Origin of the sequence: Alteribacillus persepolensis, from assembly GCF_900099605.1 — a bacterium.
In the GTDB taxonomy this organism is placed as follows: domain Bacteria; phylum Bacillota; class Bacilli; order Bacillales; family Marinococcaceae; genus Alteribacillus; species Alteribacillus persepolensis.
On sequence record NZ_FNDK01000019.1, the window covers coordinates 13139 to 40019 of the forward strand.

Consider the following 26881-nt stretch of genomic DNA (forward strand, 5'->3'; position numbering starts at 1 on the left):
TATTGTTTTTTGGTTTTATCATGTTGATTATTAAAACAACTACATATAGACAACATAATGATAAACATGTCCCCTACATGTAGTTGTTTTGTTGTTTGTTCAGTTAAGTTTCCGATTGGTTAAGCAGCCATTTTCCGGCATGCTTGGGCGCATTGATAACAAACGTCCGCGCAGCGCTGACAGTGGTCGTGCTCATGTTTGGCACACTCATCTCCGCAAGCCTGGCAAATCTCTGCACACAATCCGCAAATTTGTGCGGCAAATGGACTGTTCGCCTGCATGGCCTTAGCCGCAAACGCACACATATCAGCACATTCTCGGTCTAATCGAATACAAGCTGCCATCATTTGTACATTTTCTTCCTGCAAGCATGCATCATAACAACGATTGCACTCTTCCATACACGCCATGCAAGCTTGTATGCATTCTTCATACGTCATCTTCTATCAACGCCTCCTCTACATTGTTCTCATTACTAGCCTTCCCTGCTGTCTCTCTATTTAATAGTAAATTACCAAAAAAACAGCAATGTTCTCCTATTACTTGCTGAAACTTGGATTGCTGCCGCTTTTTATCTTTTCACCTTTTTGTTCGCAACGTGTAAAAAACCACCTCCCCTGTCATTGGAAAAGTGGTTACAGATAACGTCTTCTTCTTTTTGGATTTCTATCTGCACTGTGGCAGAAACCCTCTATGGCGCAGCCGATCTTCTGCTGCCAGCCAATCATGGGGATGGACACTTCCTTTAATTACAATATAATCGGGTACTTCTTTATGCAGCATCACAATTAAATCCACAATTAATGGAGAGGATACTTTGCCATGCTGATTGGTTACGCCGATTAAAATAACGGGATTGTTTTTATTGACATAAGAATTCAACTTTTCGTACAGCAGCACAGCATCCGTCGTGAAAGACCGCTTAATATGGATATGAATATGCCCGTGATAGACTCGTTTTTCAATGTCAGCTTTTTCTGGATACGCGGCAATTTGATCCTCTTGTAACGTTTCAATGTACTGTTTCATTTTATAATATATTTTATACCAAGTGTGTGTTTTCATTTTAAAGAGGAGTAAGTGCACTTCAAGTGCTTGTAATTCTAGTGTGTCATTTAGCATAAGATACCTCCTGGTGCCCATCCTTCCATGCCTGTCAGCGGCTGTTGCTGCGTGCACTATATTGAAAGACATACTATTTTTGTTTTCCCTGTCTTTTCGTAACAAAAACGTAACACAGGCGGCACCACCCGCCACCTTCCCTCCTGCAGAAATACTGGTATCGCATACCAATCATGTTATTTCCGAAAACAGAACTTACCGATGAAGCCTCACGCTGGCAGCGGCTTGTTTTCTTACATGTGTACCTGTTCGCAGCGTTACCCTATCCTCTAGCAGAAAACCTGACCCTGCCACCGTATAGAGTCAGGCTTGGGCTGCTAGAAATAACGCTTCACTCCAACAAAACGCTCTTCCCAATAGGCTGTATTCATATTACTAACGGTCACGCCCGTGGACGTTCCCGCGTGAATGAATTGATTGCTTCCGATATAAATACCGGCGTGTGAGGGGCCTTCCTGATATGTTTCATAAAAGACAATGTCTCCAACTTTTGGTTTGTTAACAGACGTTCCCGCATGGTACATGCCGGCAACCGTCCGCGGCAGTTCAATTCCGTTTTTTGCAAACACATACTGCAAAAATCCGCTGCAGTCAAAGCCAGATGGATTATCGCCGCCCCATACGTATGGAACACCGATATGCTCGGCTGCATCAGCAACGAGATTGGTTACATCAACGTTTGTCCCCGCTGCGGGCTTCTCTTGCGGCGCAGGCGGCGTTGTTGTTTCTGATTCTTCTTCCTGCAGCAGCGCATCCAGCTTTTGTGCAGTTTTTTCACCAGCGATACCGTCTTGAGTGAGTCCGTGTGCTGCTTGGAAGTTTTTTACCGCATTTTCTGTCACTTCCCCGTACACTCCTGTTGGTTCCATTTTCATAAAACCTAGCTGCTGGAGCTGTGATTGCAAGGCGGTGACGTTTTCGCCGCGTGATCCATAGCGAAGCACTTCTGTTTGCGGTGCAGACACACTGTCAGACACCGTTTCACTCTTTGCTGCAGATGCTGCTTTTGGATTGTTTTTCAGCTTATTTAACGTCTTCGGGCCCGCCAGTCCATCCACCACAAGACCATTTTCTGCCTGAAAAGAACGAACCGCATTTTCTGTCATCGGTCCAAAGATGCCGGTGATGTCTTTGTTATAGTAGCCTAAATCTTTTAACTGGCGCTGCAGAAGCGATACATCCGAACTTTTATCACCTGTTGACAGCACTTTAAACGTATCAGACGATGCGCCTGTCTGATAGGAAGCAGGTTCGGCTGCCCGCTGCACACTTTGTAAAGCTGCTAACGTTTCTGGTCCGGCAATGCCGTCTGCTGCCAGCTGCTCCTCTCGTTGAAAACGCCGCACCGACTCTTGAAGCTGCCTGCCGTAAAAACCAGTTACTTCTCCATTGTAATAGTCCAGCTGACGAAGCTGGCGCTGCAGCTCTTTTACTTCTTCGCTTTCATCTCCCTTGCGCAAGATGGTAGAGCTGCCAAGCGATACAGAAGATGTCTTTGCTTCACTTGGCTGTGTGTCGGCGGGCGCGGCCGTTTCAGTATGTACAGATGACTGTCCGGTTAACAGCACGCTGAATGTTTGCGGGCCGGCAATGCCATCCATGGTGAGATGATGTTTTTTTTGGAATTGTTCGACTGCTGCTTTTGTATGTTCTCCATAATAACCGGTCGCTTTATCGTATGTAAAAAAACCTTTGTCTTTTAAAAGATGCTGCAGCTTTTTGACATCATCACTTGTGGTACCCGGATAAAGCGTTTCATCTCCAAGCGCTGCATCTGCAGCAAGTGGTGCCGCTAGTACAGCTCCTGTGACTGCCGTTGATGTGACAACTGCTTTTTTTATAGACGTGGCCGTATTAAACAAACTGATTCCCTCCCCAGTAATCACCGTACGCGCGCGTACAAAAAGGATATGTATATGATGACCAGACTAGGCCTATTTGCTCTACACATATTCTTCTACCATTATATAGTGTTACAACCCGTTTCGCTAGAATTTTTCTCTCTATTGAACGAATTTTCTGCAAAATGAACACGTTTTTGACACTTTTTTTACGCTGATCCTTGGTTCTATATAGGTTGTTTAAATTCACTATTATTTTCTCTTTGCTGCTTGGATAATGCAACCCTTTTGCTTGCAGACAAACCTTCTTCACCATGATGTCTGCCTGGATAACTCGTTGACGCAAACACATTGCAGCGGTTCCGACCTATAAAAAAAAGCCGGCGTGGCAAAGGCCGGCATGTATCATAACAGGACTTGACTTCAGGCTATTCTGTATTCCCATTACCAGGGTCTGTTTCATTCTCAATTTCGAGCTCTTCTACAATCTTTGTCGTCACTTCATCCTCTTCTGTTGGTTCGTCACTGCTTCCGCACGCTGATAACATACTTGCGGCGGCAGCCAGCGCTGCAAGATAGAGATGTTTCTTTTTCATGATGTTCTCCCTCCGCTTATGACATCACACGATTTTGACGTTTCGCTTTATCCTAGCAAATCAAAATATACACGTCTATCCTTTACGTCTATTTTTGAAGCTGTTTTACATTTTCCCAAAACAATGTTTATTTTTTTCACGAAATCGTGAAACGTGTTCTCTTTTGGCTTCGTAAAAAAAGTAGAAGCATATTTTCCAATTTTTATAGTTTTTGCAAGTTTCATCCTGTATACTAGTTTTGGAAATGTGCTGGAATTATCTAGGAGGGGATACAATGAAAAAGTTTGTCAGTGCTGCAGCAGCTGTTGGCTTATTTGCTTCACTCGCTTTTCCGGCAAGTGCCGACACGACGTTTAGCGATGTGGACGACGACTATTGGGCAAAAGATGACATTGATTTTTTAGTGGAAGAAAACATCATTAATGGGTTTGAAGATGGCAGCTTCCGCCCAAGCGAACCAGTGAAACGTCAACAAGCAGCATCGATGCTTACACAAGCGCTGGGTTTAGAAAGTGAAAATAACCCCGGTTATTCCGATATAGAGCCTGATGATGCTACATACGACGCGATTGCAGCAGTAACAGAAGCGGGCATTTTCAGCGGGAAAAATGGGGAATTTAATCCAAATGATTCACTGACACGAGCACAAATGGCGAAAGTCATGACCGTTGCTTATGACTTGTCTGGCGAAGCAGCTGAGGATTATGCCGATGTAGACAGCAGCCATTGGGCGTATGACTATGTTTCTGCTGTAACAGCAAATGGTATTGCTTCCGGCTATGAAGAAGACAATACATTCCGGCCGAGCAACGAGACAACACGTGCTCAATTTGCCGTGTTTATGACCAGCGCTTTGCAGGATGACGACTCAGAAGGCGGCGAAGAACCAGGACGCGGCGATGAGCCGGAGCGTAACGAGGAAATTGTTCAAGTGTTAGAAGATACATTGGACGCGCAGTTTGAACTCGACAGCTATACGCTGGACGGTTCCATGGATCTTTCCATGTCGTTTCCAATGCCTGAAGACTTGACAGAAGAAGAAAAGGAAATGTTGAATGAGTCCACACAAATGACAATGGATATGTCTGGTGCTTACCAAAAAGACCCGATGATTTCCGAAGTCATTATGGAACAAACGATTCCTGGATTTGATGAAACAATGATTATGCCTGCCATTGCTACTGATACAAAGAGCTATGAATATGTCTATGATGCTGCATTTATGGGCTACCCGGAAGAGTGGCAGGACAAGTACATTGAAATAGACTATGAAGATTTACTCGGTGAAGATGCTGATCTGCTCTATGATGTAGAGAAGCAGAAAGAAATGGTATTTGACATCTATGATGTATTAATCGACAACTTCGGTACCGAATATTTTGCTTTGCATGACAGCCATGAAAGCATTCCAGAAGATGTTTCTTACGAACAGGTGCTTTCGTTCTCCATTGAAGACGAAGACCTCAAAGACATTATCACAGTAGTGGAAGAATCGGTTATACCAGAACTAGAGGGCATTTTCAGCCAGCCGGGAATGGCTTCTATGCTTGGCGGTGTGACTGCTCAAGAAGCGAGCAAATTGCAATCTGAAGCAGAAGCTGATTTAGACGCCTTTTTAGACAACCTTGACATCGAAGCGTTTGATGTACATCAAGCAATCACAGAAGACGATTATATCGTCTACGATACTGGTAATTTTGACATCAGCTACACCGATGAAGAAGGCACCATTTCCTTTGGCATCAGCTACGATATGGCGATGGACAACTTCAATGAAGATGTGACGTTCACATACGGCTTGCCAGAGAGCGAAGATGAAATTATCACATTTGATGAAGTCATCGAATGGCAAGAAGAACAACTTGAAGGCATCGAAGACTTTGAAGAAGTAGAAGCCATCGAAACAGAAGAATAAAACCCTGCTGACTGTTTCGTGAAAGCAAAAAAGACCAGCCGTGAACACGGCTGGTCTTTTTGCTGGCGTATTGCTTCAGGACTTCGTTAATTTGTCTTCCCACTTCATAAATCCGAAATATAGTACGATAGATAAAATACTGCTGACAATAGGCGCAATCACATCTGCCGGATCTGGGTTCGTTGAACCGAGCACCGAGCCAATCGCCGTGACGATAACGAACAACACAGCTCCGATGAAGCTTGCCTTCATTCCGCCGCTCCTCCTTTGTCTTCCTCGCGATCTTGCAGAGCAAACATTAATTCTGCTTCTACCGCAACGTCTTCTCCTACTTTCGCAACCGCCTTGCCTTTCCCGATGCTGCCGCGCAGTTTGATAATTTCTACTTCTAACTGCAGCTGATCACCCGGTGTTACCTGCGATTTAAAACGGCACTTGTCGATGCCGGCAAATAACGCAAGCTTGCCGTGATTTTCTTCTTTTTTCAAAATCGCCACGGCACCCGTTTGTGCCAGCGCTTCAATGACAAGCACACCCGGCATAACAGGATAGTCAGGAAAGTGGCCGTTAAAAAAGTCTTCATTGCCGGAGACGCTTTTTATCGCTACCGCCCGTTTTCCCTCTTCTACTTCCTGCACACGGTCAATCAGCAAAAACGGATAACGATGCGGGATAATATCTTTAATCTCTTCTATGGATAGCATGTATAACTCCTCCTTTATTATGTAAGAGCCCTCGACTTTCTATAAGAAAAATCGCGGCTTCGGCCGCAAGACCTCGGCGGCAAGCCGGTTTTTCTCATCTATGGCCTGGCTGGCGGCGGTTCATCAAGGGCGTACCTGCGGGGGAGGCCATCACTGAAACGCCTTTCAATCAGACAGATGGCGGTTATGTTACCCCCACCAGCATTCTTTTGCTTTTCGTGCAAAAAAAGGCTCCCTTTTCCACAAGCAGGAGCCACACACGTGATGTTTTCTTTTAATTGCCTTGGATGAAGTCCATCATACTCTGCCATGTTTCCCACTTTAAAATATTGAAGGAACTTCCTTCTCCAATCAGCGCATACCCAACCAACAGTCCTGCTATGATGCTGAACAGAAACAACAGCAGGACAATAACAAGCCTTGCCCAGATTGGTACCAAGCGCACATTCTGGCTTTCACGTTTGGCCAGAAGTCTCGCCAGACGGGACTGTTTTTTCTCTGGCTGTTTCTCCGTCTTGGCATGTTCATTCGTATCTTTTTCTTCTCCATGGTAGTCTTCCATGGCAGATATGTTCATTGTGTCATCTTTTCGAGTCATAAGCATAAACTCCGTTTTTCTATAGTTCCTTAACCACGAACACTGTTAACAAGGCCCATCATTTGATCTCCTTGCGAAATCGCACGGGCATTAAATGAGTAGTGGCGCTGGGAATGGATCATATCGGTCATAGCTTGAGCAATGTCGACATTTGACTGCTCCAAAGCACCTTGTACGACAACATTTTCTTCTCCTGGCACAAACTCTACCACATCCGCTAATCCTAAATCAAGCTCCGCTAAATCTGGAAATTGGAAGTTATTGCCTTCTGCCGCTTCAAGCAGCTGTGGTTTGGTGACTTCCGCCAATTCTATTTGACCAACCTCAACATTTTCCCCATTCTCTAAAACGGCCTCTACCGTCCCGTCTTCCAATAACGTAAAATCACGTGCACCAGCTGGCACATCCATTCGCTCTCCAGCCGCATTCACCACATAATCGCCTTGGTTATTCACGAGTGTCCAGCCGTCCTCTGCCTCATCGTTTTCACTTAAATAAAACGACCCGTCTCGTGTATACTGGATTTCTTCTTCACCATTTGCAGCAGATTCTACCTGAAAGAAAACATCTTTGTCCGTTAAAGCGAAATCAAGCTCCCGGTTCGTTTCTTTCAGTGATCCTTGATCCAAGCGCAATGCTGTTTGCGCTGCCGCTGCGCCTGTTCCCACCCTTAATCCTTCCGGTGTAAGGCGTCCAGCTCCATTCTGTGGAACGGGCTGGTTGTTCACCTGTTGAAATAACATATCCGAAAACGTTGTCTCTCTGCGTTTATAACCAGTACGGTCACTATTTGCCAAGTTATGAGAAATACCATCCAGCCGATTCTGAACGTGTCCCATCGTGTTGGCAGAGGATAACATGGATGAATACACAGCATTTTCCTCCTCTTCTCTTATCCAAGCCGTCCAATGTCATTGACTGCTCGTTCCATGCTTTGATCATAAGCACGCAATACGCGCTGATTCGACTCAAACAGCCGGTATGAATTCATTAACTCTGTCATTGTTTGGCTGGGATCGACATTGGCTCCTTCCAAAAAGCCTTGCTGCAGTTGATACGCAATATCTTCATCACCAACCGCCGTCGGCAGCGCTTCGACATCATCCGCTTCTAAACGATACAAGCCGCTGCCTTCTTTAACGACATCATTGGCATTTTCTGCATAGCGAACATCGATGACACCAAGCTCCTCGCCCGCTTCATTCATAACCATGCCATTTCCTGTTACTGCAAAGTTTTCATTTCCTGTTTCGAGTGCTTCACCATCTTCTCCTAACACATAATGGCCGTGACTCGTCGTTAAAAACCCTTCTCCATCCACTGTCCAGCTGCCATTTCGCGTATACCGCTCTTCTCCATCTTCACCTTGAACAGCAAAAAACAGCGCGCCTTGTTCACCGTCCCCGTTTTCTGGAAGCAGCTCCTGCCATAACCCAATGTCTGTCGAATTTCCTGTCTCGCGCATGTCACCTTGGGAAAAATCAGGGGTCCGCTCTTGCATATAAACCCCCGTCGCCATTTCCCCAATCGGCTGTGATGACCGTCCAAACGGCGCTTGGGCTTGCTGTGCATGAATCAACATCTCTGGAAATGTGCGTACCGAGCCTTTGTCTTCCTTATAACCGGGAGTATGCAAGTTCGCTATATTATCTGACAGCATTTCCGTACGGCGCTGCTGGGCTACCATACCTGAAGCAGCTCCATAAAACCCTCTCAGCATGTTCACTCGGCCTCCTTTTTACAGGAGGCGGCAAGTTTGCCGCCTTCCCCATCGTTATATTTTTACTTTTTTCTTGCTTATTCGATCAAGATTCTCAAGCAAAATACCCGTACCATTCGCAACACAATGCATCGGCTCTTCCGCTGTAATGACAGGGACTTTTAACTCTTCGGTCAACAAACCATCCATGCCGTGCAGCAAAGCACCGCCGCCGGTAATGATGACACCGCGGTCAATAATATCAGCTGACAGTTCAGGAGGAGTGCGTTCCAACACATTTTTGGCAGCTTGCACAATATGGCTGACCGATTCTGTCAAAGACTCATATATTTCTCCAGAACTGATAGTGATCGTACGCGGAAGACCACTCACCATGTCACGGCCGCGAATGTCCATGTCGTTCTCCCGGCCGCCGGGCGCCACCGTCGCTACTTCTTTTTTCACCATTTCCGCTGTGCGTTCTCCAATTAACAGCTTATATTGCTTCTTAATATAGTTCAAAATCTCATGATCAAACTGATCTCCGGCTATTTTGATGGAGGAAGCCGTGACAATAGATCCCATGGACAATACTGCAATATCAGTGGTTCCGCCTCCTATGTCTACGACCATGTTGCCGCTTGGCTGAAAAATGTCCATTCCCGCACCAATCGCTGCCACTTTTGGTTCTTCTTCAATAAACACATTTTTGCTGCCGCTTTTTTCTGCTGCTTCGATAATCGCTTTTTGTTCTACCGAGGTGATATTTGTCGGACAGCAAATCAAAATGCGCGGTTTTGAAATCATACTTTTGGCGTTCACTTTTGTCAAAAAATGTTTTAACATCGCTTCCGTGTGATCAAAATCAGCAATTACGCCATCTTTCATTGGACGTATCGCAACAATGTTGCCAGGGGTCCGCCCTACCATCCGAAATGCTTCTTCACCAACAGCCATGACTTGTTTACTATCTTTTTCAATCGCTACAACCGCGGGCTCATCCAGTACAATGCCTTGTCCTTTAATATGTATGAGTACATTGGCGGTCCCTAAGTCAATTCCAATATCCCTGCCAAACATGCTTTCACTCCTCCTTCAAATGTTGAAACTCCCCCTGTAACGGTGCATGTTGAACGCATGTATATATACAAATCAGCTGATCGATATCATGCTAAGGTATCACGTCGTTTGTCTCTAACTGTATATTCTATCATATGTCATTTAAAATCGGAATATAGTAGAAAATGTATGCGGAAATTGGAAAATCAGCCATGAAAAAACTTGGCCGTACGCCAAGTCGAAAAAAGGCGGTATACACCGTTTTGAGCATGTTTGTCTTATCTGTGACAGCTCCTTTAGATACCGTTAGTTATCCCCCCATTTTATCTAAAGCATACCTCCGCACGCTGCCTCAAAAGAGGTGCTCTCTCTTATAAAAAGTATGACGATTGTACCGGCTGATGATAGGAGACGAGTCTTATGTCTTCTCCTAGATGTTTTTAAGCCGAAGGTTCTGTTTCGAGCGGTTTCCCTTTTCTATATTTAATTTTCGTCGCTTCTCCGCCGCGAAGATGACGAATGGATTTATGATACTCAAGAATGTGCTTTACTTCTTCGGCAAGTTCAGGATTAATATCCGGCAGCCGCTCCGTCAAGTCTTTATGCACCGTACTTTTTGAAACGCCAAATTCTCTGGCAATCGTTCGTACTGTTTTGCGAGTTTCCACAATATACCTGCCCATCTTGATGGTTCGTTCTTTGATGTAGTCGTGCACACCACTCGCCTCCTACTCATTCTTGGTGATTTAATACATTTTATTAAGCAGAGGCGTCAGATATACCAAAAACTCCCGTTAGGACAAGGGGTTTCCCATAATTTTTCCTTTTCATTTTTGACAAGGACAAACATTCGACAAGTTTTGCTATATTTTGGTCGTTCCATAGTCATTTCGAGTGGCATCCAGTACATCACCAAGCCTTGTTTTGCCGCGTTGATGAAGATGACACACCAATTCCACAAATAAATGAGCCGTTGTTAATGCATCGCCAAGCGCACTATGCCGCTCAAACATTTTCGAACCAAACTGCCTGGCATAGTGATTAAGGTCACGCATGTCCCAAGACGGATTCAAGCAGCCAATTAAATCAAGCGTATCGATATACTGCGGCTGTTTAAACGCATATTTTTCGCGCTGCAGCTCTTTTTTTAATACGACCATGTCAAATGCCGCATAATGACCGACCCAGCACGCACTGTGGTGTGTTTCAACAAATTGAAACAATGATTCAACAGCATTGAGAGCATTCGGGGCTCCTTGAACGTTTTTTTCGTGAATACCGGTTAATGCCACTATTTCCTGGGGAATATCACGGTTTGGATGAACGTACGTTTGAAACGTATGATTCGTCACTTTCAGCCCCTCTACCTGAACAGCGCCAATTTCAATCAGCCGATCTTTCGTCCCAACCGCAAATCCCGTCGTTTCCGTGTCAAAAACAGTGAATGTTATCTCAGACAAAGGGGTGTCGAGCGGGATTTCTTGATTAATTTGATAAGGAAGAGTTTTCTTTTTTTTAAACATCTCTATGTCGCTCCTCTTCTTGCGGAACTATTTACGTTATACCAAAGCTTTGAATCATTTGAGACTGCAGGGCACGGATATACTTTAAAGCCACCATGAGCTCTTCTTTGTCACGCGACTTCATCTGTGTAAACTTTATTTCACTCGTCGGCCGTTCATTTCTTTGGTAACGATTCCACGAATGTTTGATTCGAATAGAAAGAATGACTTCATACGCAAATTTCCATTCATCGGCCGTTTTCTCACTGATTACTCCTTGTGCTTTTAACGATGCTATCAAGTGAAGCGGTGTGTTTCCGAACACGCCGTGTTTTGCCGCTAAAATTTGCAAGGAATGATGAAACGGAAACAACGCGTGTTTTTTGATGTCAATGCCTTGCCTTTTCAACCGGAAAAGCGCGCGAATCGGATGATCAAGCACAGGAACGGGATGCTGCTTTTCCTGTTCGGCTGCACGCAGCAAAAATATCCGTGACTGCTGAAACTGTGTCTGTACCATATGAACAAAGTCATCATACAGCGCAGGATCTCCATATACATAACGGAAAGCAAGAAAGTTATGGCCGAGCAGAATGTTTTCGTTCGTTGCGCGAAGCCCCCACGTCCGCAAGCGGTCTTTCCAATGTGACAGCGTTCCTCTCCAGTTTATTTCGCTTGCCATCATGTTGCCATCGCAGCGTTTGTAGCCTGCTTGTTCGAGCCAATAGACAATCGCGTTGCCCAGTGCACGGAAGTACGCTTCCACCTGTTCTGTTTCCGCTTCGCTGTGTGTATTGTCATATACGAGAAAATGATCTTGGTCAGTTAACATAAATTGCTCTGCTCTGCCGCCGCTGCCCATTAAAAAGAAAGCAAAGACAGCGGGTGGTTCCCCCAGCTTTTCCCGGACACTTTCTATCGCCAGCTCTACAGAGCGCCCAATCAAACGGTCATACAGTTTTGTAATGACTTCGAGGGTATGAAATGTTGGTATGTCATCTTGCAGAAGAGTAGCAACTACATCATAAATAGCATGCTTTATGTGGGGAAGTGTCTGTTCATCCGCTTGTTCGATTTCTTGTAAAATATCAAAGGTGCCGCGGTTTTTCTTTTTTAACAAGTCTGATAAGCTGATCATCCCGATGGCGTGCTTCTCATTTTTTTCATCTACAACAGGAAGATGCTTCACACCGTTGATGAAAAAACTCGACATCGCTTCGTAATAATAGGCATGTCTTGTGATAATGTAGGGGTTGCTGCTCATTATATCTTCTGCTGTTCCTTCGCGTTTGTTCGCAGCAACGACACGTTCTACCACATCTTTTTCCGTAATGATGCCGGCAATCTCTTCGCTTCTATTCACGACCACAAGCGAGCTTGTGTTTTCAGCAATCATCGTTTGTGCTGCTTCTGTGACGGGGGTGTGAAGATCGACCGTACAAACCGGTGTCACCATCATATCTTGCACCCGTTGAATAAACGGATTGGACTCTCCCCAGTGATGAGCAAGATGTACTTGTTCCGCTAACGACGCGTAGATATCACGCAGCCTGACAGATACTTGCCGTAATACATAATCGCGTACATCTTCATCAATCCAGCGTGCTTCAATAACGCTGTACGGAATATAAAGGCAAACGGCTTTTTCCACTGCCCGCACTTCCACCGTATACGAAGATTCATAGTGAGCTGGTTCTCCTAGAAAGTCAGCTAAACTTGAAAAGCCGATAATATCGTTTTTCTCCAGGATTTCAAGCACTTCCGCATGTTTCGTTGTGTCGTGAAACGCCACATATACTTCCGTCACGCCTTCTAAGATGAGCAGCAGCCCATTTCTTGGACTTTGTGAATAAAGCAGGCGCTCATTCTTTTCATAGTGCAGCAGCTGGCATTGCTCTAAATAAGCACCAAATTCAGCGGCAGATGCGCCGCTGAATATGGGATGATTATGAATTTGTGTGTAGTAAGGTTTATTTTCCGGTACCATCATTCATCCAAACCTCGCCATCTTTATACGTCATTTGCTCTGGATAACGAAGGTCAATCACATCGTCTTGCAGGCGTTGTGCTGGTGGTGCTGTCATCAGCGACACAATGATACAAGCTAACAAGTTCATCGGTACGCCAATCAAACCAGCCCCTGTGTCTTGAATACCAAACAGCATAATGCCGTTCATCGACAAGAAGATGTAGCCAAGTGTACTTCCCAAACCGATTAACATCCCTGCAACAGCTCCTTGGGCATTCATGCGTTTCCACCATACACCAAGGAACAGCACTGGGAAGAACGTACCGCCGGCAAGCGCAAATGCCCAGGCAACAATTTGCGTAATAACCCCTGGTGGATCAAGCGCAATCAAACCTGCGACAACCGTAGATAATACAATCGCAATCCGGCCTGCTTTCAGACGGCGCTGATCTGTTGCCTGCGGATTGACAAGGCGGTAATAAATATCATGAGCAAACGATGAAGAAATCGTAATCAGTAAGCCGCCTGCTGTCGAAAGCGCTGCTGCCATGGCCCCGGCTGCAACCAGTCCAATAACAAACATTCCTAAGTTCGCAATTTCCGGTGTTGCCATCACGACCATGTCATTTCCAACCGCAATCTCGGTCCAATCAAGCACACCGTCTCCGTCTTGATCGGCAATTTCTAATAGGCCGGTATTAATCCAGTTATCCGTCCAAGCCGGAAGCTGATCCATTGGCTGTCCAGCCACTTGTGTCATTAAAATAAACCGGGAGAAAGCGGCATATGCTGGTGCAGATAAGTATAAGAAGCCGATAAATAACAATGCCCATGCACCACTCCAACGCGCTGCTTTCATCGTTGTTACCGTGTAGAAACGTACGATAACGTGCGGCAGTGCTGATGTACCTACCATCAGCGTAAACATAAGTGCAATAAACTGGCTTTTGTCACTTTCTGCAAAAGGAGCGAAATATTCCGACAATCCCAATTCTCTGTCAATTGCGCCGATTTCATCAACAACATTTCCGTATGTGAGCCACGGGAGCGGATTCCCGGTGACTTGCAGCGACATAAATACAATGGGAATGATATAGGCGATAATTAATATGATATATTGGGCAACTTGCGTCCAAGTGACCCCTTTCATCCCACCTAACGTGGCATAAATCGCAATAATCACAACCCCGATCATCGTTCCGTACATAGCCGGGATGCTGAACAATCTCCCGATAACAACCCCTGAACCAGACAGCTGGCCGACAATATAAGTAAAACTAATAATAATCGTAGCAATCGCCGCTATTAAACGAGCAGGATTACTGTCAAAGCGGTCGCCAATAAATTCTGGAACCGTAAAACGTCCATATTTGCGAAGCTGTGGAGCAAGCAAGAAGGTAAGCAGCAAATAACCGCCTGTCCACCCCATAATATAAGCAAGCCCATCATAACCAAGTGCTAAGACAGTACCTGCCATCCCAATAAATGAAGCGGCACTCATCCAGTCGCCGCCAATGGCCATCCCGTTCCAAAACGGCGGGATACCTCGGCTTGCTACGTAAAAGTCCGATGTCTGCTTCGCTCGATTAAAAATAGAGATTCCTATATAAAGCGCAAATGTTGCTAGAATGAGTCCGAGTGATACTAACATTTGTCCGTCCACGCTGAATTCCCCCTATTCACGTGCAAAAATGTATAGCGAAACGATTTCTCTTTTTCCTTGCGTCATTAGTGGTTGATCGTTTTTCCGTTGCTAATAGAGGTGTTCGCCTCATCATCGATACCAAATTTCCGGTCAATGCGGTCACTTAAAACGGCGTTAAAGAACAGGCAGAGAATAAAAATGACAACAGCACCTTGTGATCCCATGTAATAGTGCAATTCCACACCTAAAAATGTAAACTGCGAGAAAAACTCAGCAAATGCTACAACGCCAAATGATACTAAAAACCCGATACCTAGAAAGATGATGATCAATGTCGTCCGCGTTCGAAAATATCTGTCTGCTACTTCTTTTTCGACTTTTTTCATCATTTCCACCTCCATATGGTTATCATTCATGTCATGACTTCAGCACGTATGTTTGATTTCACCCCCTTTATGTCATAAAGGCTCTTGTTCCTGATATGTCTGCACTTCCTTTGTAATCGCTTACAAAGAGGTAAAAAAATTTTTATGATGTATTTACAGAGCGGAAGAGTAATGAGATTTTCCTTTCGGCTGCGCGGCCGTATGTTTGCAGTCTCTGCACACAACAAGCGGTGCTTTTTTCTTCGATAACATATGATTCGTTAAAATAACAGCCGGTATAAACAGAACAAATCCCGCGTGTATGATTACCGCAAATAAAACAGCAGCTAAAACCGGCAGCACAGACATAAAAAATATGTAGCGTAAGGGTGACATTACCCACACATTGCTGCTTTTACATGCTGAACAGGCTTGATCACATCCCATAACATTCCTCCTTTACCGCAAGTCAAAAATCATCTGTACTGTTTCCCAAAATGGCATCGGAACTTTTATGATTTCGACAAACATATACAACCCCATCGCTGCAAATGGAACTGTTAATAAAAGCGGCTTCTTCCATTTCAATGCGGCAATTAAACTGACAAGTGCCACTGCCCAGAACATAACCAGTATTGTCACAGATGCGCCTCCTTCCTGGGAAATAACAAGTACACCAGCCAACCACCTATGTCTGAATGGTATTAGCTGTATTGTATTAAAACAGATTTACTATTAGTACAATACACATTATTTCAAATTATCAAACAAAAAGTCAAGCACTTTTGTTCAAAAACTGTTCATAAATTGTGTGCTCTTTGATGCCGTACTATTCTGATGCTGTCTGCAAACATTTCACACTTTTTATTTTATTAGGCATTTTGAACTAATTACTAAGGCTTGCATTTTTCCGTTCCGCTTACATTCATGCCAAGCTGCTTTTTCTTTCATGTATTATTTGCCTGCCACTTCACAAAAAAAACTGCTCGGGGGCCGAGTCCCGAACAGTTGTGGGGGGATTATGCATCGCAGGGATGCTTATTCTTCCTCATTGTCTTCGTTTGTGTCTTCTTCGTTGGATGCGTCACTGTTATCTGCATCCTCTTCTGTATCCGATTCCTCTTCGTCGTCTCCGCCTATGATTGGAAATTCATCCAAAGAGGATTCATCTTCTTGACTGGTCTCTTCCTGTGTATCTGCTTCTTTGTTATCTTCGCTTTCTTCTGGCTGTTTAATGTCTTTTACTTTTTGATGAAAAACGTCAGAAGGATTCAGCGGTTCGCCATTCATGCGAACTTCAAAGTGTGCGTGAACACCAGCGTCACTGTTGTATACATTTCTTCCAGCAGAACCAATGACTGACCCTTGTGTCACCGTGTCGCCTTCTTCCACTTGAAGGTCTTCAAGGCTGTTATAAGATGTCACAATATCGTTGGCGTGTTTAATATCGACAACGTGGCCTAACACATCGTCTTTTTCTGCTTTTACGACTTCACCAGTAGCTGCTGCAGTTACTTCAAAGCTTTCGCCATCATTTGCTGCAATGTCAATTCCTTTGTTTTGGTAGTACATATTATTGTAATACACGAGAGCATCTTGTTGTTCTTCAGCTGCTGCATCATGATCGTAATAATATCCAATGATATCCACGCTCTCTTCATCCATCACAGGCATTTGCAGTGTTTCACCTTCTCCTGCAGTAGGGACAGAATCTTCTCCTTCACCCGACTCATTGTTCCACTCCTGCTCGTCACCAAATGATCCATTTTCCTCGGCCTGATCCGTGCCGGCAGGGCTTTGAATGAGAAAATATGCTCCAAGCAGAACAGCACAAGCGCTCAAGTAAACAGCCGGCCAAAACCAGCCTTTTCGCGTCCACTTTCGCAAGGCATTTCCTGCTCCTTTTTCTTCACGGGTGGCGGATTGCTGCTTTTCTTCATCTTTCATTTCATCATCACCTCAGCACCCATTCTGAGCAGATGAGAGGAAATTTATACCTTTTCTTAAAAAATAATCTGAAATTTTGTTCGATATTTTTTCTTGCGCTTGGTAAAAGGTGATGATTGTTCGTGAAAACATAGGAGCGTTTAACAGCTGCCGGCAAGTCAGACAAGAGGCTGCAACACCTGCTGACACCGCTTCTCTGTAAGTTCACAGCAAGCGCCCCATAGTAAAAAACAACAGAATGAACAGCTTTTCTCTTTAAAGAGTAGAAATGTTCACTCCTTGATAGTAATGGCGGACAATATCCTGATAATTCATGCCTTCTTGCGCCATTCCTTCCGCTCCATACTGGCTCATCCCGATGCCATGGCCATACCCTTTTGTTGTAAATACAAATTCGTTATCACGGCGGGCAATCTCAAAATCACTCGATGGAAGCTCTAATTTTTCACGAACTTCTCGTCCGCTGAACGTTTTGCCGCCTAGTTCTACTTCCTGCACACGCCCGCTTTCGGTTCGGCTTATGATACGGGCTTCTTCGCCTGCTGCGACTGAAACGCCAAGCAAGCGCTCCACATCCGCTTCTTGTAACACGTTGTCGCTTGTATACTTCGGTGATGCCTGATCCCACGGACTTTCGACGCTTTGTAAGTATGGGACAGGGTTTTCCCAATAATCTTCCGCATTTTCGGTATATCCGTTGCTTGTTGAAAAAAACGCCGCGGTAATGGGTTCGCCTTCATAGGTGAGAACCTGTCCTTGTGTGGCCAGTACTGCCTCTTGAATACGATTCATCTTCCATTGAAAATCGTCTCCCCATTGTTCACGAAGCTCCTCTTCGCTTTTATACACTTGATGCATTTGTGTATCCGTCACAACCGCATCACCCGGTAAGTCGATATCAGTTGGTGACAGAAGTTGGCGGGCGATATAGGTGCGTGCTGTCAGAGCTTGCGCTTTCAATGCTTCCATCTCAAATTCTGCGGGCATTTCAGAGGCGACGACGCCTGCTACGTATTCTTCCAAACCAATTTCCTCTACTGCTTCTGTTTCACTGCGAAAGACAGAAACACTGATTGGATCTGCCGAAGATGATGTCTCTTCTTTTGTTAGAGGCTTTGAGACATCCTTTTCTCCGGTTGTCAGTGAATCTAATGGATTTTTCTCTTCTGGCAGCATTACAAATACGATTGGTACAAGAAAAAACAGGCAAATAAGCAACAACGACATAAATATCCATTTTTTCACGTAACAGCCTCCCGTCGCAATCAATATGAAGCCAGGAAGATGTCATGTAAGGAATGCTCGCGCTACCTGACTAGCTTGTAACCATGACACACTATATGTACAATAAAACGACAATATGACCGTTCTCCAAACGTCCGGGAATATGGTGCTGTATCAAACGTTGGGACGTGTGTGTCGTGTGTTTTCTGTCTTGCCTCGTTGATGGATGTGTCTGATCAATAGCAGCAGCCACATGTCCTGCAGCAAGCCTTAAGCCGCCACAGAAACGAAAGAGAAGCACGACCTGTGTGAAGACAAGGCAGGACTCGTCAAACCGTTAAAAATCCCGGTGCTCTTTATACACCGGGATGACTGCTTTATTAATTGTTTGCCGTACGCAATACAGCTGCGTCTGCCTTTGTTTTTTTCGGCTCTTCTGGTTCTGGCTCTGTCACACGTTCTACTCTAGCACCGAGAGCCTGCAGCTTTTTATGAAAATCGACATAGCCGCGGTCAAGGTGGCGCAATTCAGTAACAGCTGTCTCTCCATCAGCGACCAGGCCTGCTAAAATTAAGGCAGCTCCTGCCCGTAAATCTGTCGCTGCTACTTCTGCTCCTTGTAAACGAACCGGGCCGGTTACAATCGCAGTTCTTCCGTCAATCTTGATGTCGGCGTTCATACGGCGGAATTCTTCTACGTGCATAAATCGATTTTCAAACACGGTTTCGGTGATCACAGCCGTTCCTTTCGCTTGCGTTAACAGCGCCATAAACTGTGCTTGCATATCTGTTGGAAAGCCAGGGTGCGGCATTGTTTTGACATCGACCGGCCGCAAAATATCAGGACCTGTCACATTCATGCCGTTATCATGTTCTTCAATAAGGACACCCATCTCCCGCATCTTCGCAACAAGCGGACGTAAATGCTCGTGAAGAGCGCCTTCAACAAATACTTCTCCACCAGTAATTGCCGCTGCTATCATAAAGGAGCCCGCTTCAATCCGGTCCGGGATGATAGTATGAGCCGCTCCATGCATCTGCTCGACACCTTCAATTTTAATCGTGCCAGTACCAGCGCCTCTTACTTTTGCTCCCATTGCATTTAAATAATTGGCCAAGTCGACAATTTCCGGCTCTTCCGCTACATTCTCAAGCACTGTCGTGCCTTCTGCTAATGTAGCTGCCATCATGATATTTTCGGTTGCGCCGACACTTGGGAAATCAAGATAAATACGTGCACCTTGCAAACGGTCCTTTACTTTCGCTTCAATGTAACCTTGCCCAATTTCAACCGTAGCACCCATTGCTTCAAATCCTTTTAGGTGTTGATCAATTGGTCGTGAACCAATTGCACATCCGCCAGGAAGAGCGATTTGCGCACGCCCCTTTCTTGCCAGCAGCGGTCCCATCACAAGAAACGATGCACGCATTTTTCGCACATATTCAAATGGGGCTTCAGTCGTTAACGACCCGTTGCAATCGGCAGTAAACACTCCGTTATCATAATGAACATCAGCATCCATATAATTTAATACATTTTTCATTGTAAATACATCTGCTAAAGGTGGTACATCATAGATAGTACTCGTGCCTTCTTCTGCAAGGAGAGAAGCAGCTATAACTGGAAGGACAGCATTTTTTGCGCCTTCGGCTTTGACAGTTCCTTTTAGCCGCTTTCCTCCTCTGACAATAATTTTATCCAACGTATTCCCCTCCGCGTCCTATATTGATCCTTTATTTTTTGTGCATAGTAAAAACGGATAGAGTAAAAAGAAAAACTGTCCAATACGCGGAAAACAAGTTCTTCTTTTATGATATCCCGCTTTTTCTCACTGTTGTTTCTATCTATCAGGCATAAAAAGACAGGATATTGGTTTTAATTTATACGTATTCATTCGTTTCAATAGGCGTTCCCTGTCCGCCTTCGAAACGGGCGCCCAATCTGCCGTCCCGTCTTTTTGGAGATGAAGCTGCCTGTATGGTTGTTGTCCATTCCATCCATTTCATGTTGTCGTTACATATTGGTTTTTGTTACTGTTTTTTATTACATAGACATAACGACATCGACATTCCCACTTCACTTCTGTATCAAACGTGCAGGCTCCACACAGAATTAACCACGCTGCTCCACTTGCCTTCTTATTAACATTTTCACCTAAGACAAGAGAGGAATACATGGAAGATGAAGGGGAAAGCAGCTGCTAAAACAAATAACGCAGCATCAGTGACTTTTCTAAATAATCGAGGAAAAATGAGCTCACGAGGTAACTGATGGCAATTGTAACGAACACCATCAGCACTTTCGCTTTTGCCCCCTCTGGATTTCGGACAAACACATCAAATCGAAACGTCTGTAAACTCCACCAGACGACAACCAAACATCCAAGGTTGACCATGATATGTAATAAAGCTTCCTGTCCGTCAGGGTGCATATGCAAAACTCCTTATCTTCACCCTTTTCACAATCCGACGTTATCATAGAGCATTTTCTGCGAATTGAGAAGGGTCCATGTGCCCAAGTACATGGTTTGTGACATCCCAACTTACTATTTTAAAACGTTGACGTATGATTGGCTACAAGAAAGCTTCAATATTAAATAATTTGTAAAGAATCGTAATGAAATGTACACAGTTTATGCGTACCACTATTTTATGATAAATAAACAACAGAACGTGTCGAAATGTAAATGTTTTTACAATTTTATTACAATCGAGAATATCGTTGGATAAATGACTGGGAAAGATGTACTATAACTTGATCAAATATTATAACAAAAGGTATTCTTTTTGACCTGTTTTCGGATATTATGTTAAAAAGCCTTGGCACCATGAAAGAAGGAGATTCGGCTAAGAATGCGGAGCTTCTTGAAAAGACTTCTTTTGTACTCACCACGCGTCCTGTGAAGGCATGTCCTCTGCGCAGCACAGCACCATCACCTCTCTTGTCGACGAGCATATACTCTGTCACAGTGATGAACAGCTTGACATTATAGGCACGTGCGCAGCTTATGCTTGTGTTAGATAAGATGAACGTTAGAAAAACTCGGCTGGTCGCCGAGTTCTTATGGCGGAAGCTGCAGTTTTTCTTGTACGTTCATCCTTTAACAAAAGCAATGCCCTTTCTTAACGTGTAAAAAAGCTGCTCTGAAGCGTAGAGTTAGCTTCAGAACAGCTTTTACTGGTGCATTACTTTCCAGCTACCTCTAACCGGGTATTAGCTCGTTTCAGAGCAAGTTCAGCCCGCTTAAAGTCGACCTCTTCCTGTTTGGCACTGTTAAGCCGGTCTTCTGCCCGCTTCTTCGCTTCACGGGCACGTTCTACGTCGATTTTTGTCGGCGTTTCTGCCGCCTCGGCGAGAATCGTGACTTTATCCGGACGGACCTCAATGAAGCCGCCGCTCACCGAAACAAGTTGAACTTTTGATTCGTGTTTCAGGCGGGCAGCGCATACCGAAAGCGGTGCCACCAGCGGAATGTGGCCGGGCAGCACCCCTAACTCACCGCTTTCAGCGCGGACACTGACCATTTCCACATCGCCTTCAAATACTGTGCCATCAGGAGTGACAACATTGACATTTAACGTTGACATAATAAATCCTCCTTAATAGCATCTACGCTTCGGACATAGCCTTTGCTTTTTCAAGTACGTCTTCAATTGGTCCGACCAGGCGGAAAGCATCTTCAGGAATATCATCGTGTTTACCGTCTAGGATTTCTCGGAAGCCGCGGATAGTATCTTTCACTTGCACGTAGGAACCTTTTTGTCCAGTAAACTGTTCTGCTACGTGGAAGTTTTGAGACAAGAAGAACTGGATGCGGCGGGCGCGATGCACCACCAGCTTGTCTTCTTCCGATAATTCATCCATACCGAGAATGGCAATGATATCTTGAAGTTCATTGTATTTTTGCAGTGTTTCCTGCACTTCACGTGCTACTTGGTAATGCTCTTCTCCAACAATTTCTGGAGACAACGCTCTGGATGTAGACGCAAGTGGATCCACGGCTGGGTAAATACCCATCTCAGAAAGCTTACGTTCTAGGTTTGTTGTCGCATCCAAGTGAGCAAATGTTGTCGCAGGAGCAGGGTCTGTGTAGTCATCGGCTGGTACATAAATGGCCTGAATAGATGTTACAGAACCTTTCTTTGTAGAAGTAATCCGCTCTTGCAGCTGCCCCATTTCTGTAGCAAGTGTCGGCTGGTAACCAACGGCAGACGGCATACGTCCGAGCAAGGCAGATACTTCAGAACCAGCCTGCGTGAAACGATAAATGTTGTCGATAAAGAGCAGTACGTCTTGTCCATCGACATCACGGAAATGTTCAGCCAATGTTAGACCGGTCAAGGCAACACGCATACGTGCACCAGGCGGCTCGTTCATCTGGCCAAACACCATCGCTGTTTTGCTGATTACTCCAGAATCCTGCATTTCATAGTAGAGGTCGTTCCCTTCACGGGTACGCTCCCCGACACCAGCAAATACGGAAATACCGCCGTGTTCTTGGGCAATGTTATTGATAAGTTCCTGAATTAATACGGTCTTACCAACACCGGCACCACCGAACAAGCCGATTTTACCACCTTTTACATATGGAGCTAATAAATCAACAACTTTGATACCTGTTTCTAAGATTTCTGTCTGGGTAGACAGCTCGTCAAAGTTAGGCGGCTGCCGGTGAATAGGATTTCTTTCCGCTTCCGCACCAATTGGATCTTCCAAGTCAATCGTTTCACCAAGTACGTTAAATACTCGTCCTAATGTAGCTTCCCCAACTGGTACGGAAATCGCACCACCTGTGTTTACAGCTTCAGCACCACGTATCAACCCGTCAGTAGACCCCATCGCAACTGTACGGACCGTATCGTTACCTAAGTGCAACGCGACTTCTAGTGTCACTTCTAAATCCTGCTCCCCGTCTTTTTGAGCTTTTTGGGAAACAGTCAGGGCGTTGTTTAATTCAGGCAGTTGACCGCTTGGAAATTGAACGTCAACTACCGGCCCCATAACCTGGGTGACTCGTCCATTGCTCATTGCTTTCCCTCCTATCTAAATCCTGCCAAGTTCATTTCGTTACATTTATTCTAATGCCGCTGCACCGCCGACAATTTCACTAATTTCTTGTGTGATGGCAGCTTGTCGTGCACGGTTATAAGACAGCGTCAAATCATCGATAATGTTATCTGCATTATCTGTCGCTGCACTCATTGCCGTCATGCGAGCACCGAACTCACTGGCTTTGGCGTCCAAGAGTGCACCGAATATTAAGCTTTCTGCATATTGCGGCAGAAGCTGATTGAGTATAGCTTCAGCGGACGGCTCATACTCGTAAGTTTGATTCGTATCAGTATCTGTACTGATGTCTGTTAACGGAAGCAGTTTCTTTTCCGTTACTGTTTGCTGGATGGGACTGATAAAGTGGTTGTACCACAAATACAGTTCATCTACCTCTTCATCTTCGTACAGTTTCACCGCACGTTTTGTGATGTTTTTAATATCGTTGAATACCGGCTCATCTGGCAGTCCTGTAATTTCATCCAAAATAGGGATACCCCGACTCTTTAACAAGTCTCTGCCGACCCGTCCAAGCACAAGGACGCCGTACTCATCTGTAGATTGATGGCGTTTTTCCACCTCATTGATAAAAGCACGAATCAAATTGGCATTGTAACCGCCGGCCAGCCCTTGGTCAGAAAAAATAGCGACATACGCTGTCTTTTTAACAGACCGTTCTTCCAGCATAGGGTGGCTGGCATCTGAGTTGCCAGCAGCAATACTTGCAACCACTTCACGGATTTTCTCTGTGTACGGCTCATAAGACTGTGCATTCGCTTGTGCTTTATTCAACTTCGAAGCAGACACCATTTCCATTGCTTTAGTAATTTGCTTCGTTTTCGTCGTCGAGTTAATCCGTTTTTTAATATCACGTAATGAGGCCATCTCTTTTCACCACCTTCTCCGTAAGGACACAAAGGTTGAGGCGTGTTTAAAAAGGAGAAGCACCAGCTGGACGGCTCGTCTCTCCTTTTCTATACGCCTTCCTAACACATTTATTTCGATACGTTAAATGACTTTTTAAAGCCTTCAATAGCTGCATTGAAATCTTTTTCATCTGGGAGTTGTCCAGTTTCTTTAATGCTGTTTAAGAGGTCTTTATGGTTGGAATCCAAGTAAGCAAACAATTCGGATTCAAAACGCTGAACGTCTTTGACAGGAATGTCATCTAAGAAGCCTCTTGTTAGTGAATAGATAATAGCTACTTGTTTCTCAACCGCAAGCGGCTGGTGAAGTCCCTGCTTCAATACTTCCACTGTACGCTCACCACGGTTAAGTTTCGCTTGTGTCGCATCGTCAAGGTCAGAGCCGAACTGAGCAAATGCTTCCAGCTCACGGAACGACGCCAAGTCCAGACGAAGTGTACCGGACACTTTCTTCATCGCTTTGATTTGTGCGGAACCACCAACACGAGATACCGAAATACCTGGGTTAACGGCTGGTCTTACACCGGAGTGGAATAAATCAGTCTGCAAGAAGATTTGTCCATCCGTGATGGAGATAACGTTCGTTGGAATGTACGCCCCTACGTCACCGGCTTGCGTTTCGATAAACGGAAGCGCAGTTAGTGACCCTGCACCTTTATCGTCGCTCAGCTTCGCAGCACGCTCAAGCAAACGGGAGTGAAGGTAGAATACATCCCCTGGGAATGCTTCACGGCCTGGCGGACGGCGGAGCAATAGGGACAGCTCACGATACGCAGCGGCCTGTTTTGTTAAGTCATCATATACAACCAATACGTGCTTGCCGTTGTACATGAATTCTTCGCCCATGGATACCCCGGCATATGGAGCAAGGTAAAGAAGCGGTGCCGGATCAGACGCACCAGCGTTAACAACAATCGTATAGTCAAGTGCACCGTACTGGCGGAACGTTTCCACAACACCTGCAACGGTGGATTCTTTTTGTCCGATTGCAACATAAATACAAAGGATATCTTCTTCTTTTTGGTTAAGAATAGTATCCACTGCAATAGATGTCTTACCAATCTGACGGTCACCAATAATTAACTCACGCTGACCTCTGCCGACTGGAATCATCGAGTCAATTGCTTTAATACCTGTTTGAAGAGGCTCATGCACTGATTTACGGTCCATAACACCTGGCGCCGGACTTTCAATTGGACGTGTTTTTGTCGTCTCTAGTGCACCTTTTCCATCAAGCGGCTGACCGAGCGGGTCGACAACGCGGCCAAGCAGTTCCTCCCCGACAGGCACTTCCATAATACGTCCGGTACGTTTTACTTCGTCTCCTTCACGAATTTCATCGTACGGTCCAAGAACAACAATACCGACGTTATTTTCTTCAAGGTTTTGAGCCATACCCATAACCCCATTTGAGAATTCCAGCAATTCTCCGGCCATTACATTCTCAAGGCCATGAGCACGTGCAATACCGTCACCGATCTGTATAACGGTGCCGACTTCATTTGCTTCTACATCAGACTGAAAGTTTTCAATCTGCTGTTTAATGAGAGAACTAATCTCATCAGGTCTGATGCTCATTGACGTTCACCCCTATCTTTATCGTTTCCCAGAAACCAGTTCGCGTTCCATACGGTTCAACTGCCCTTTCACACTGCCATCAAAAATGGTATCTCCAATTTGGACTTTGATGCCGCCCACCAATTGAGGATCAATTTGGTTTTCGATGTAAAGGGTGTCTTTCCCGACTTTCTTCGCGAATTTCTCAGAGATTAATGTACGTTCTGATTCGGAAAGCGGCTTAACTGTAGACACTACAGCATGTCCCACTTTTTGTTCTTCATCCGCTAATTGTTGAAAGCTCTCAGCTACTAAGACAATATTGTCAATGCGGTCCTTTTCCAAGAGCAAAAGCAACATGTTTTGCACAAGCTCACTTGCACCAGCGAATCCTTCACGCAAAAGTTGTTCTTTCTTTTCGTGAGATACTTTCGGATGATGAAGAAGCGCAAGTAACTGTTCATTGTCTTGAAAAACGTTTTTTACCGTTTCAAGCTCTGCTCGAGTGTCTTCAAGGACGCCTTTTTCCTTAGCAAGGTCAAAAAGCGCTCCGGCATAACGGTTGGCTGCTTGTGAACTAATCATAATCGTTCGCCTGCCTCTTGAATGTACTCTTCAATCAGTTTTTCCTGCTCTTTTTCATCCAATTCTTTCTCGATAATCTTCGTTGCGATCATTACAGACAGCGTACTAACCTGCTCGCGCAGCTCAGCCACTGCTTGTTCTTTTTCACGGGAAATGTCTTCAAGTGCATTTTCTTTCAGCCGCTCTGCTTCGGAACGGGCCTGTGCGACAATCTCTTCTCCTTGTCGTTCACTTGTTTTACGTGCTGTTTCAACAATAGATTGTGCTTCTTCTTTCGCACGCTCTACTTCTTTGCGCTGTTCTTCTAAATATTTTTCCGCATCCTGGCGGCTTTTTTCTGCTGTATCAATTTCATTGGCAATATGTTCTTCGCGCTCTTTCATCATGTTTACGATTGGCCCCCATGCGAATTTACGCAATAAGAGGAGCAAAATCACGAACATGCCAAGCGAAAATATAACATCGCCCCAGTAGATTACATCTGGCACGGAACTCACTCCTTTCTGCTGTCATACAAAAGGAATGGCGAAGTCTTCATTTAACCTTCGCCATACTTGTTACTGCTGAAGACAGATTG

General features: G+C 45.0%; 28 protein-coding genes. 1 reads left to right on the forward strand and 27 read right to left on the reverse strand.

Annotated features, from left to right (window positions below; all coding sequences use genetic code 11):
- Nucleotides 1-119 precede the first annotated feature (119 nt).
- From BLT18_RS13210 to BLT18_RS18290, 4 genes are all read right to left on the reverse strand, one after another.
- Nucleotides 120-440 carry a four-helix bundle copper-binding protein gene (locus tag BLT18_RS13210; protein WP_091274952.1) on the reverse strand — a complete coding sequence of 107 codons (321 nt, stop codon included), beginning with the start codon at nt 438-440 and terminating at the stop codon, nt 120-122.
- A gap of 226 nt (nt 441-666) precedes the next feature.
- Nucleotides 667-1122, reverse strand: coding sequence for a hypothetical protein (locus BLT18_RS13215; RefSeq protein ID WP_091274955.1), 456 nt, complete (start codon nt 1120-1122; stop codon nt 667-669).
- Between the two features lie 317 nt (nt 1123-1439).
- The gene (locus tag BLT18_RS13220; protein ID WP_139184740.1) at nt 1440-2984 is read right to left on the reverse strand and encodes a C40 family peptidase; all 1545 of its coding nucleotides are present in this window, start codon (nt 2982-2984) and stop codon (nt 1440-1442) included.
- A 407-nt stretch (nt 2985-3391) separates the two neighbouring features.
- Nucleotides 3392-3559 (reverse strand): hypothetical protein, encoded by a 168-nt coding sequence (locus tag BLT18_RS18290; protein ID WP_175487510.1) that lies wholly within the window; start codon nt 3557-3559, stop codon nt 3392-3394.
- 274 nt (nt 3560-3833) lie between these two features.
- Between BLT18_RS18290 and BLT18_RS13225 the strand changes: the two genes are divergently transcribed.
- Nucleotides 3834-5474, forward strand: coding sequence for an S-layer homology domain-containing protein (locus BLT18_RS13225; protein ID WP_175487511.1), 1641 nt, complete (start codon nt 3834-3836; stop codon nt 5472-5474).
- 75 nt (nt 5475-5549) lie between these two features.
- Here BLT18_RS13225 and BLT18_RS18295 read toward each other — a convergent pair whose 3' ends face one another.
- From BLT18_RS18295 to atpF, 23 genes are all read right to left on the reverse strand, one after another.
- Nucleotides 5550-5726 (reverse strand): hypothetical protein, encoded by a 177-nt coding sequence (locus BLT18_RS18295; RefSeq protein WP_175487512.1) that lies wholly within the window; start codon nt 5724-5726, stop codon nt 5550-5552.
- The gene (gene fabZ / locus BLT18_RS13230) at nt 5723-6178 is read right to left on the reverse strand and encodes a 3-hydroxyacyl-ACP dehydratase FabZ (protein ID WP_091274963.1); all 456 of its coding nucleotides are present in this window, start codon (nt 6176-6178) and stop codon (nt 5723-5725) included. The genes BLT18_RS18295 and fabZ overlap by 4 nt, the downstream gene beginning before the upstream one ends.
- Before the next feature lie 274 nt (nt 6179-6452).
- A complete protein-coding gene (locus tag BLT18_RS13235) occupies nt 6453-6776 on the reverse strand; it encodes a DNA-directed RNA polymerase subunit beta (RefSeq protein WP_175487513.1) in 324 nt (107 codons plus the stop codon).
- A gap of 29 nt (nt 6777-6805) precedes the next feature.
- Complete coding sequence (locus BLT18_RS13240) at nt 6806-7648, reverse strand: flagellar hook-basal body protein (RefSeq protein ID WP_091274967.1); 843 nt, start codon at nt 7646-7648, stop codon at nt 6806-6808.
- Between the two features lie 20 nt (nt 7649-7668).
- Nucleotides 7669-8496: a flagellar hook-basal body protein gene (locus tag BLT18_RS13245; RefSeq protein ID WP_091274969.1), complete on the reverse strand. Its 828-nt coding sequence runs from the start codon at nt 8494-8496 to the stop codon at nt 7669-7671.
- A gap of 54 nt (nt 8497-8550) precedes the next feature.
- A complete protein-coding gene (mreB, locus tag BLT18_RS13250) occupies nt 8551-9555 on the reverse strand; it encodes a rod shape-determining protein (RefSeq protein WP_091274974.1) in 1005 nt (334 codons plus the stop codon).
- Between the two features lie 419 nt (nt 9556-9974).
- Complete coding sequence (spoIIID, locus tag BLT18_RS13255; protein WP_091274976.1) at nt 9975-10250, reverse strand: sporulation transcriptional regulator SpoIIID; 276 nt, start codon at nt 10248-10250, stop codon at nt 9975-9977.
- A gap of 147 nt (nt 10251-10397) precedes the next feature.
- Nucleotides 10398-11057 carry a 3'-5' exonuclease gene (locus tag BLT18_RS13260; RefSeq protein WP_091274978.1) on the reverse strand — a complete coding sequence of 220 codons (660 nt, stop codon included), beginning with the start codon at nt 11055-11057 and terminating at the stop codon, nt 10398-10400.
- Nucleotides 11058-11088: 31 nt separating this feature from the next.
- Nucleotides 11089-13026, reverse strand: coding sequence for a DUF294 nucleotidyltransferase-like domain-containing protein (locus BLT18_RS13265; RefSeq protein WP_091274981.1), 1938 nt, complete (start codon nt 13024-13026; stop codon nt 11089-11091).
- Nucleotides 13007-14668 carry a sodium:solute symporter family protein gene (locus BLT18_RS13270; RefSeq protein WP_091274983.1) on the reverse strand — a complete coding sequence of 554 codons (1662 nt, stop codon included), beginning with the start codon at nt 14666-14668 and terminating at the stop codon, nt 13007-13009. The genes BLT18_RS13265 and BLT18_RS13270 overlap by 20 nt, the downstream gene beginning before the upstream one ends.
- A gap of 65 nt (nt 14669-14733) precedes the next feature.
- A complete protein-coding gene (locus BLT18_RS13275) occupies nt 14734-15036 on the reverse strand; it encodes a DUF4212 domain-containing protein (protein ID WP_091275075.1) in 303 nt (100 codons plus the stop codon).
- A 153-nt stretch (nt 15037-15189) separates the two neighbouring features.
- Nucleotides 15190-15462 (reverse strand): hypothetical protein, encoded by a 273-nt coding sequence (locus BLT18_RS13280; RefSeq protein ID WP_091274985.1) that lies wholly within the window; start codon nt 15460-15462, stop codon nt 15190-15192.
- A gap of 12 nt (nt 15463-15474) precedes the next feature.
- Nucleotides 15475-15657 carry a hypothetical protein gene (locus BLT18_RS13285; RefSeq protein ID WP_091274988.1) on the reverse strand — a complete coding sequence of 61 codons (183 nt, stop codon included), beginning with the start codon at nt 15655-15657 and terminating at the stop codon, nt 15475-15477.
- Nucleotides 15658-16053: 396 nt separating this feature from the next.
- Nucleotides 16054-16962 carry a M23 family metallopeptidase gene (locus BLT18_RS13290; RefSeq protein WP_091274991.1) on the reverse strand — a complete coding sequence of 303 codons (909 nt, stop codon included), beginning with the start codon at nt 16960-16962 and terminating at the stop codon, nt 16054-16056.
- Between the two features lie 255 nt (nt 16963-17217).
- Entirely contained in the window at nt 17218-18207 is a 990-nt protein-coding gene (gene spoIID, locus BLT18_RS13295; RefSeq protein ID WP_245705276.1) for a stage II sporulation protein D, read from the reverse strand.
- A 359-nt stretch (nt 18208-18566) separates the two neighbouring features.
- A complete protein-coding gene (murA, locus tag BLT18_RS13300; RefSeq protein WP_091274995.1) occupies nt 18567-19889 on the reverse strand; it encodes a UDP-N-acetylglucosamine 1-carboxyvinyltransferase in 1323 nt (440 codons plus the stop codon).
- 498 nt (nt 19890-20387) lie between these two features.
- On the reverse strand, nt 20388-20618 hold the full coding sequence (locus BLT18_RS13305) for a DUF1146 family protein (protein WP_091274997.1): 231 nt from the start codon (nt 20616-20618) through the stop codon (nt 20388-20390).
- A gap of 754 nt (nt 20619-21372) precedes the next feature.
- Nucleotides 21373-21774, reverse strand: coding sequence for a F0F1 ATP synthase subunit epsilon (locus BLT18_RS13310; RefSeq protein ID WP_091274999.1), 402 nt, complete (start codon nt 21772-21774; stop codon nt 21373-21375).
- A gap of 22 nt (nt 21775-21796) precedes the next feature.
- Nucleotides 21797-23215: a F0F1 ATP synthase subunit beta gene (gene atpD / locus BLT18_RS13315; RefSeq protein ID WP_091275002.1), complete on the reverse strand. Its 1419-nt coding sequence runs from the start codon at nt 23213-23215 to the stop codon at nt 21797-21799.
- Nucleotides 23216-23260: 45 nt separating this feature from the next.
- Nucleotides 23261-24121: an ATP synthase F1 subunit gamma gene (atpG, locus tag BLT18_RS13320; protein ID WP_091275004.1), complete on the reverse strand. Its 861-nt coding sequence runs from the start codon at nt 24119-24121 to the stop codon at nt 23261-23263.
- Between the two features lie 110 nt (nt 24122-24231).
- Nucleotides 24232-25740: a F0F1 ATP synthase subunit alpha gene (gene atpA / locus BLT18_RS13325; protein ID WP_091275007.1), complete on the reverse strand. Its 1509-nt coding sequence runs from the start codon at nt 25738-25740 to the stop codon at nt 24232-24234.
- An 18-nt stretch (nt 25741-25758) separates the two neighbouring features.
- The gene (locus BLT18_RS13330) at nt 25759-26304 is read right to left on the reverse strand and encodes a F0F1 ATP synthase subunit delta (RefSeq protein ID WP_091275009.1); all 546 of its coding nucleotides are present in this window, start codon (nt 26302-26304) and stop codon (nt 25759-25761) included.
- The gene (gene atpF, locus BLT18_RS13335; protein WP_091275081.1) at nt 26301-26747 is read right to left on the reverse strand and encodes a F0F1 ATP synthase subunit B; all 447 of its coding nucleotides are present in this window, start codon (nt 26745-26747) and stop codon (nt 26301-26303) included. The genes BLT18_RS13330 and atpF overlap by 4 nt, the downstream gene beginning before the upstream one ends.
- Nucleotides 26748-26881 lie beyond the last annotated feature (134 nt).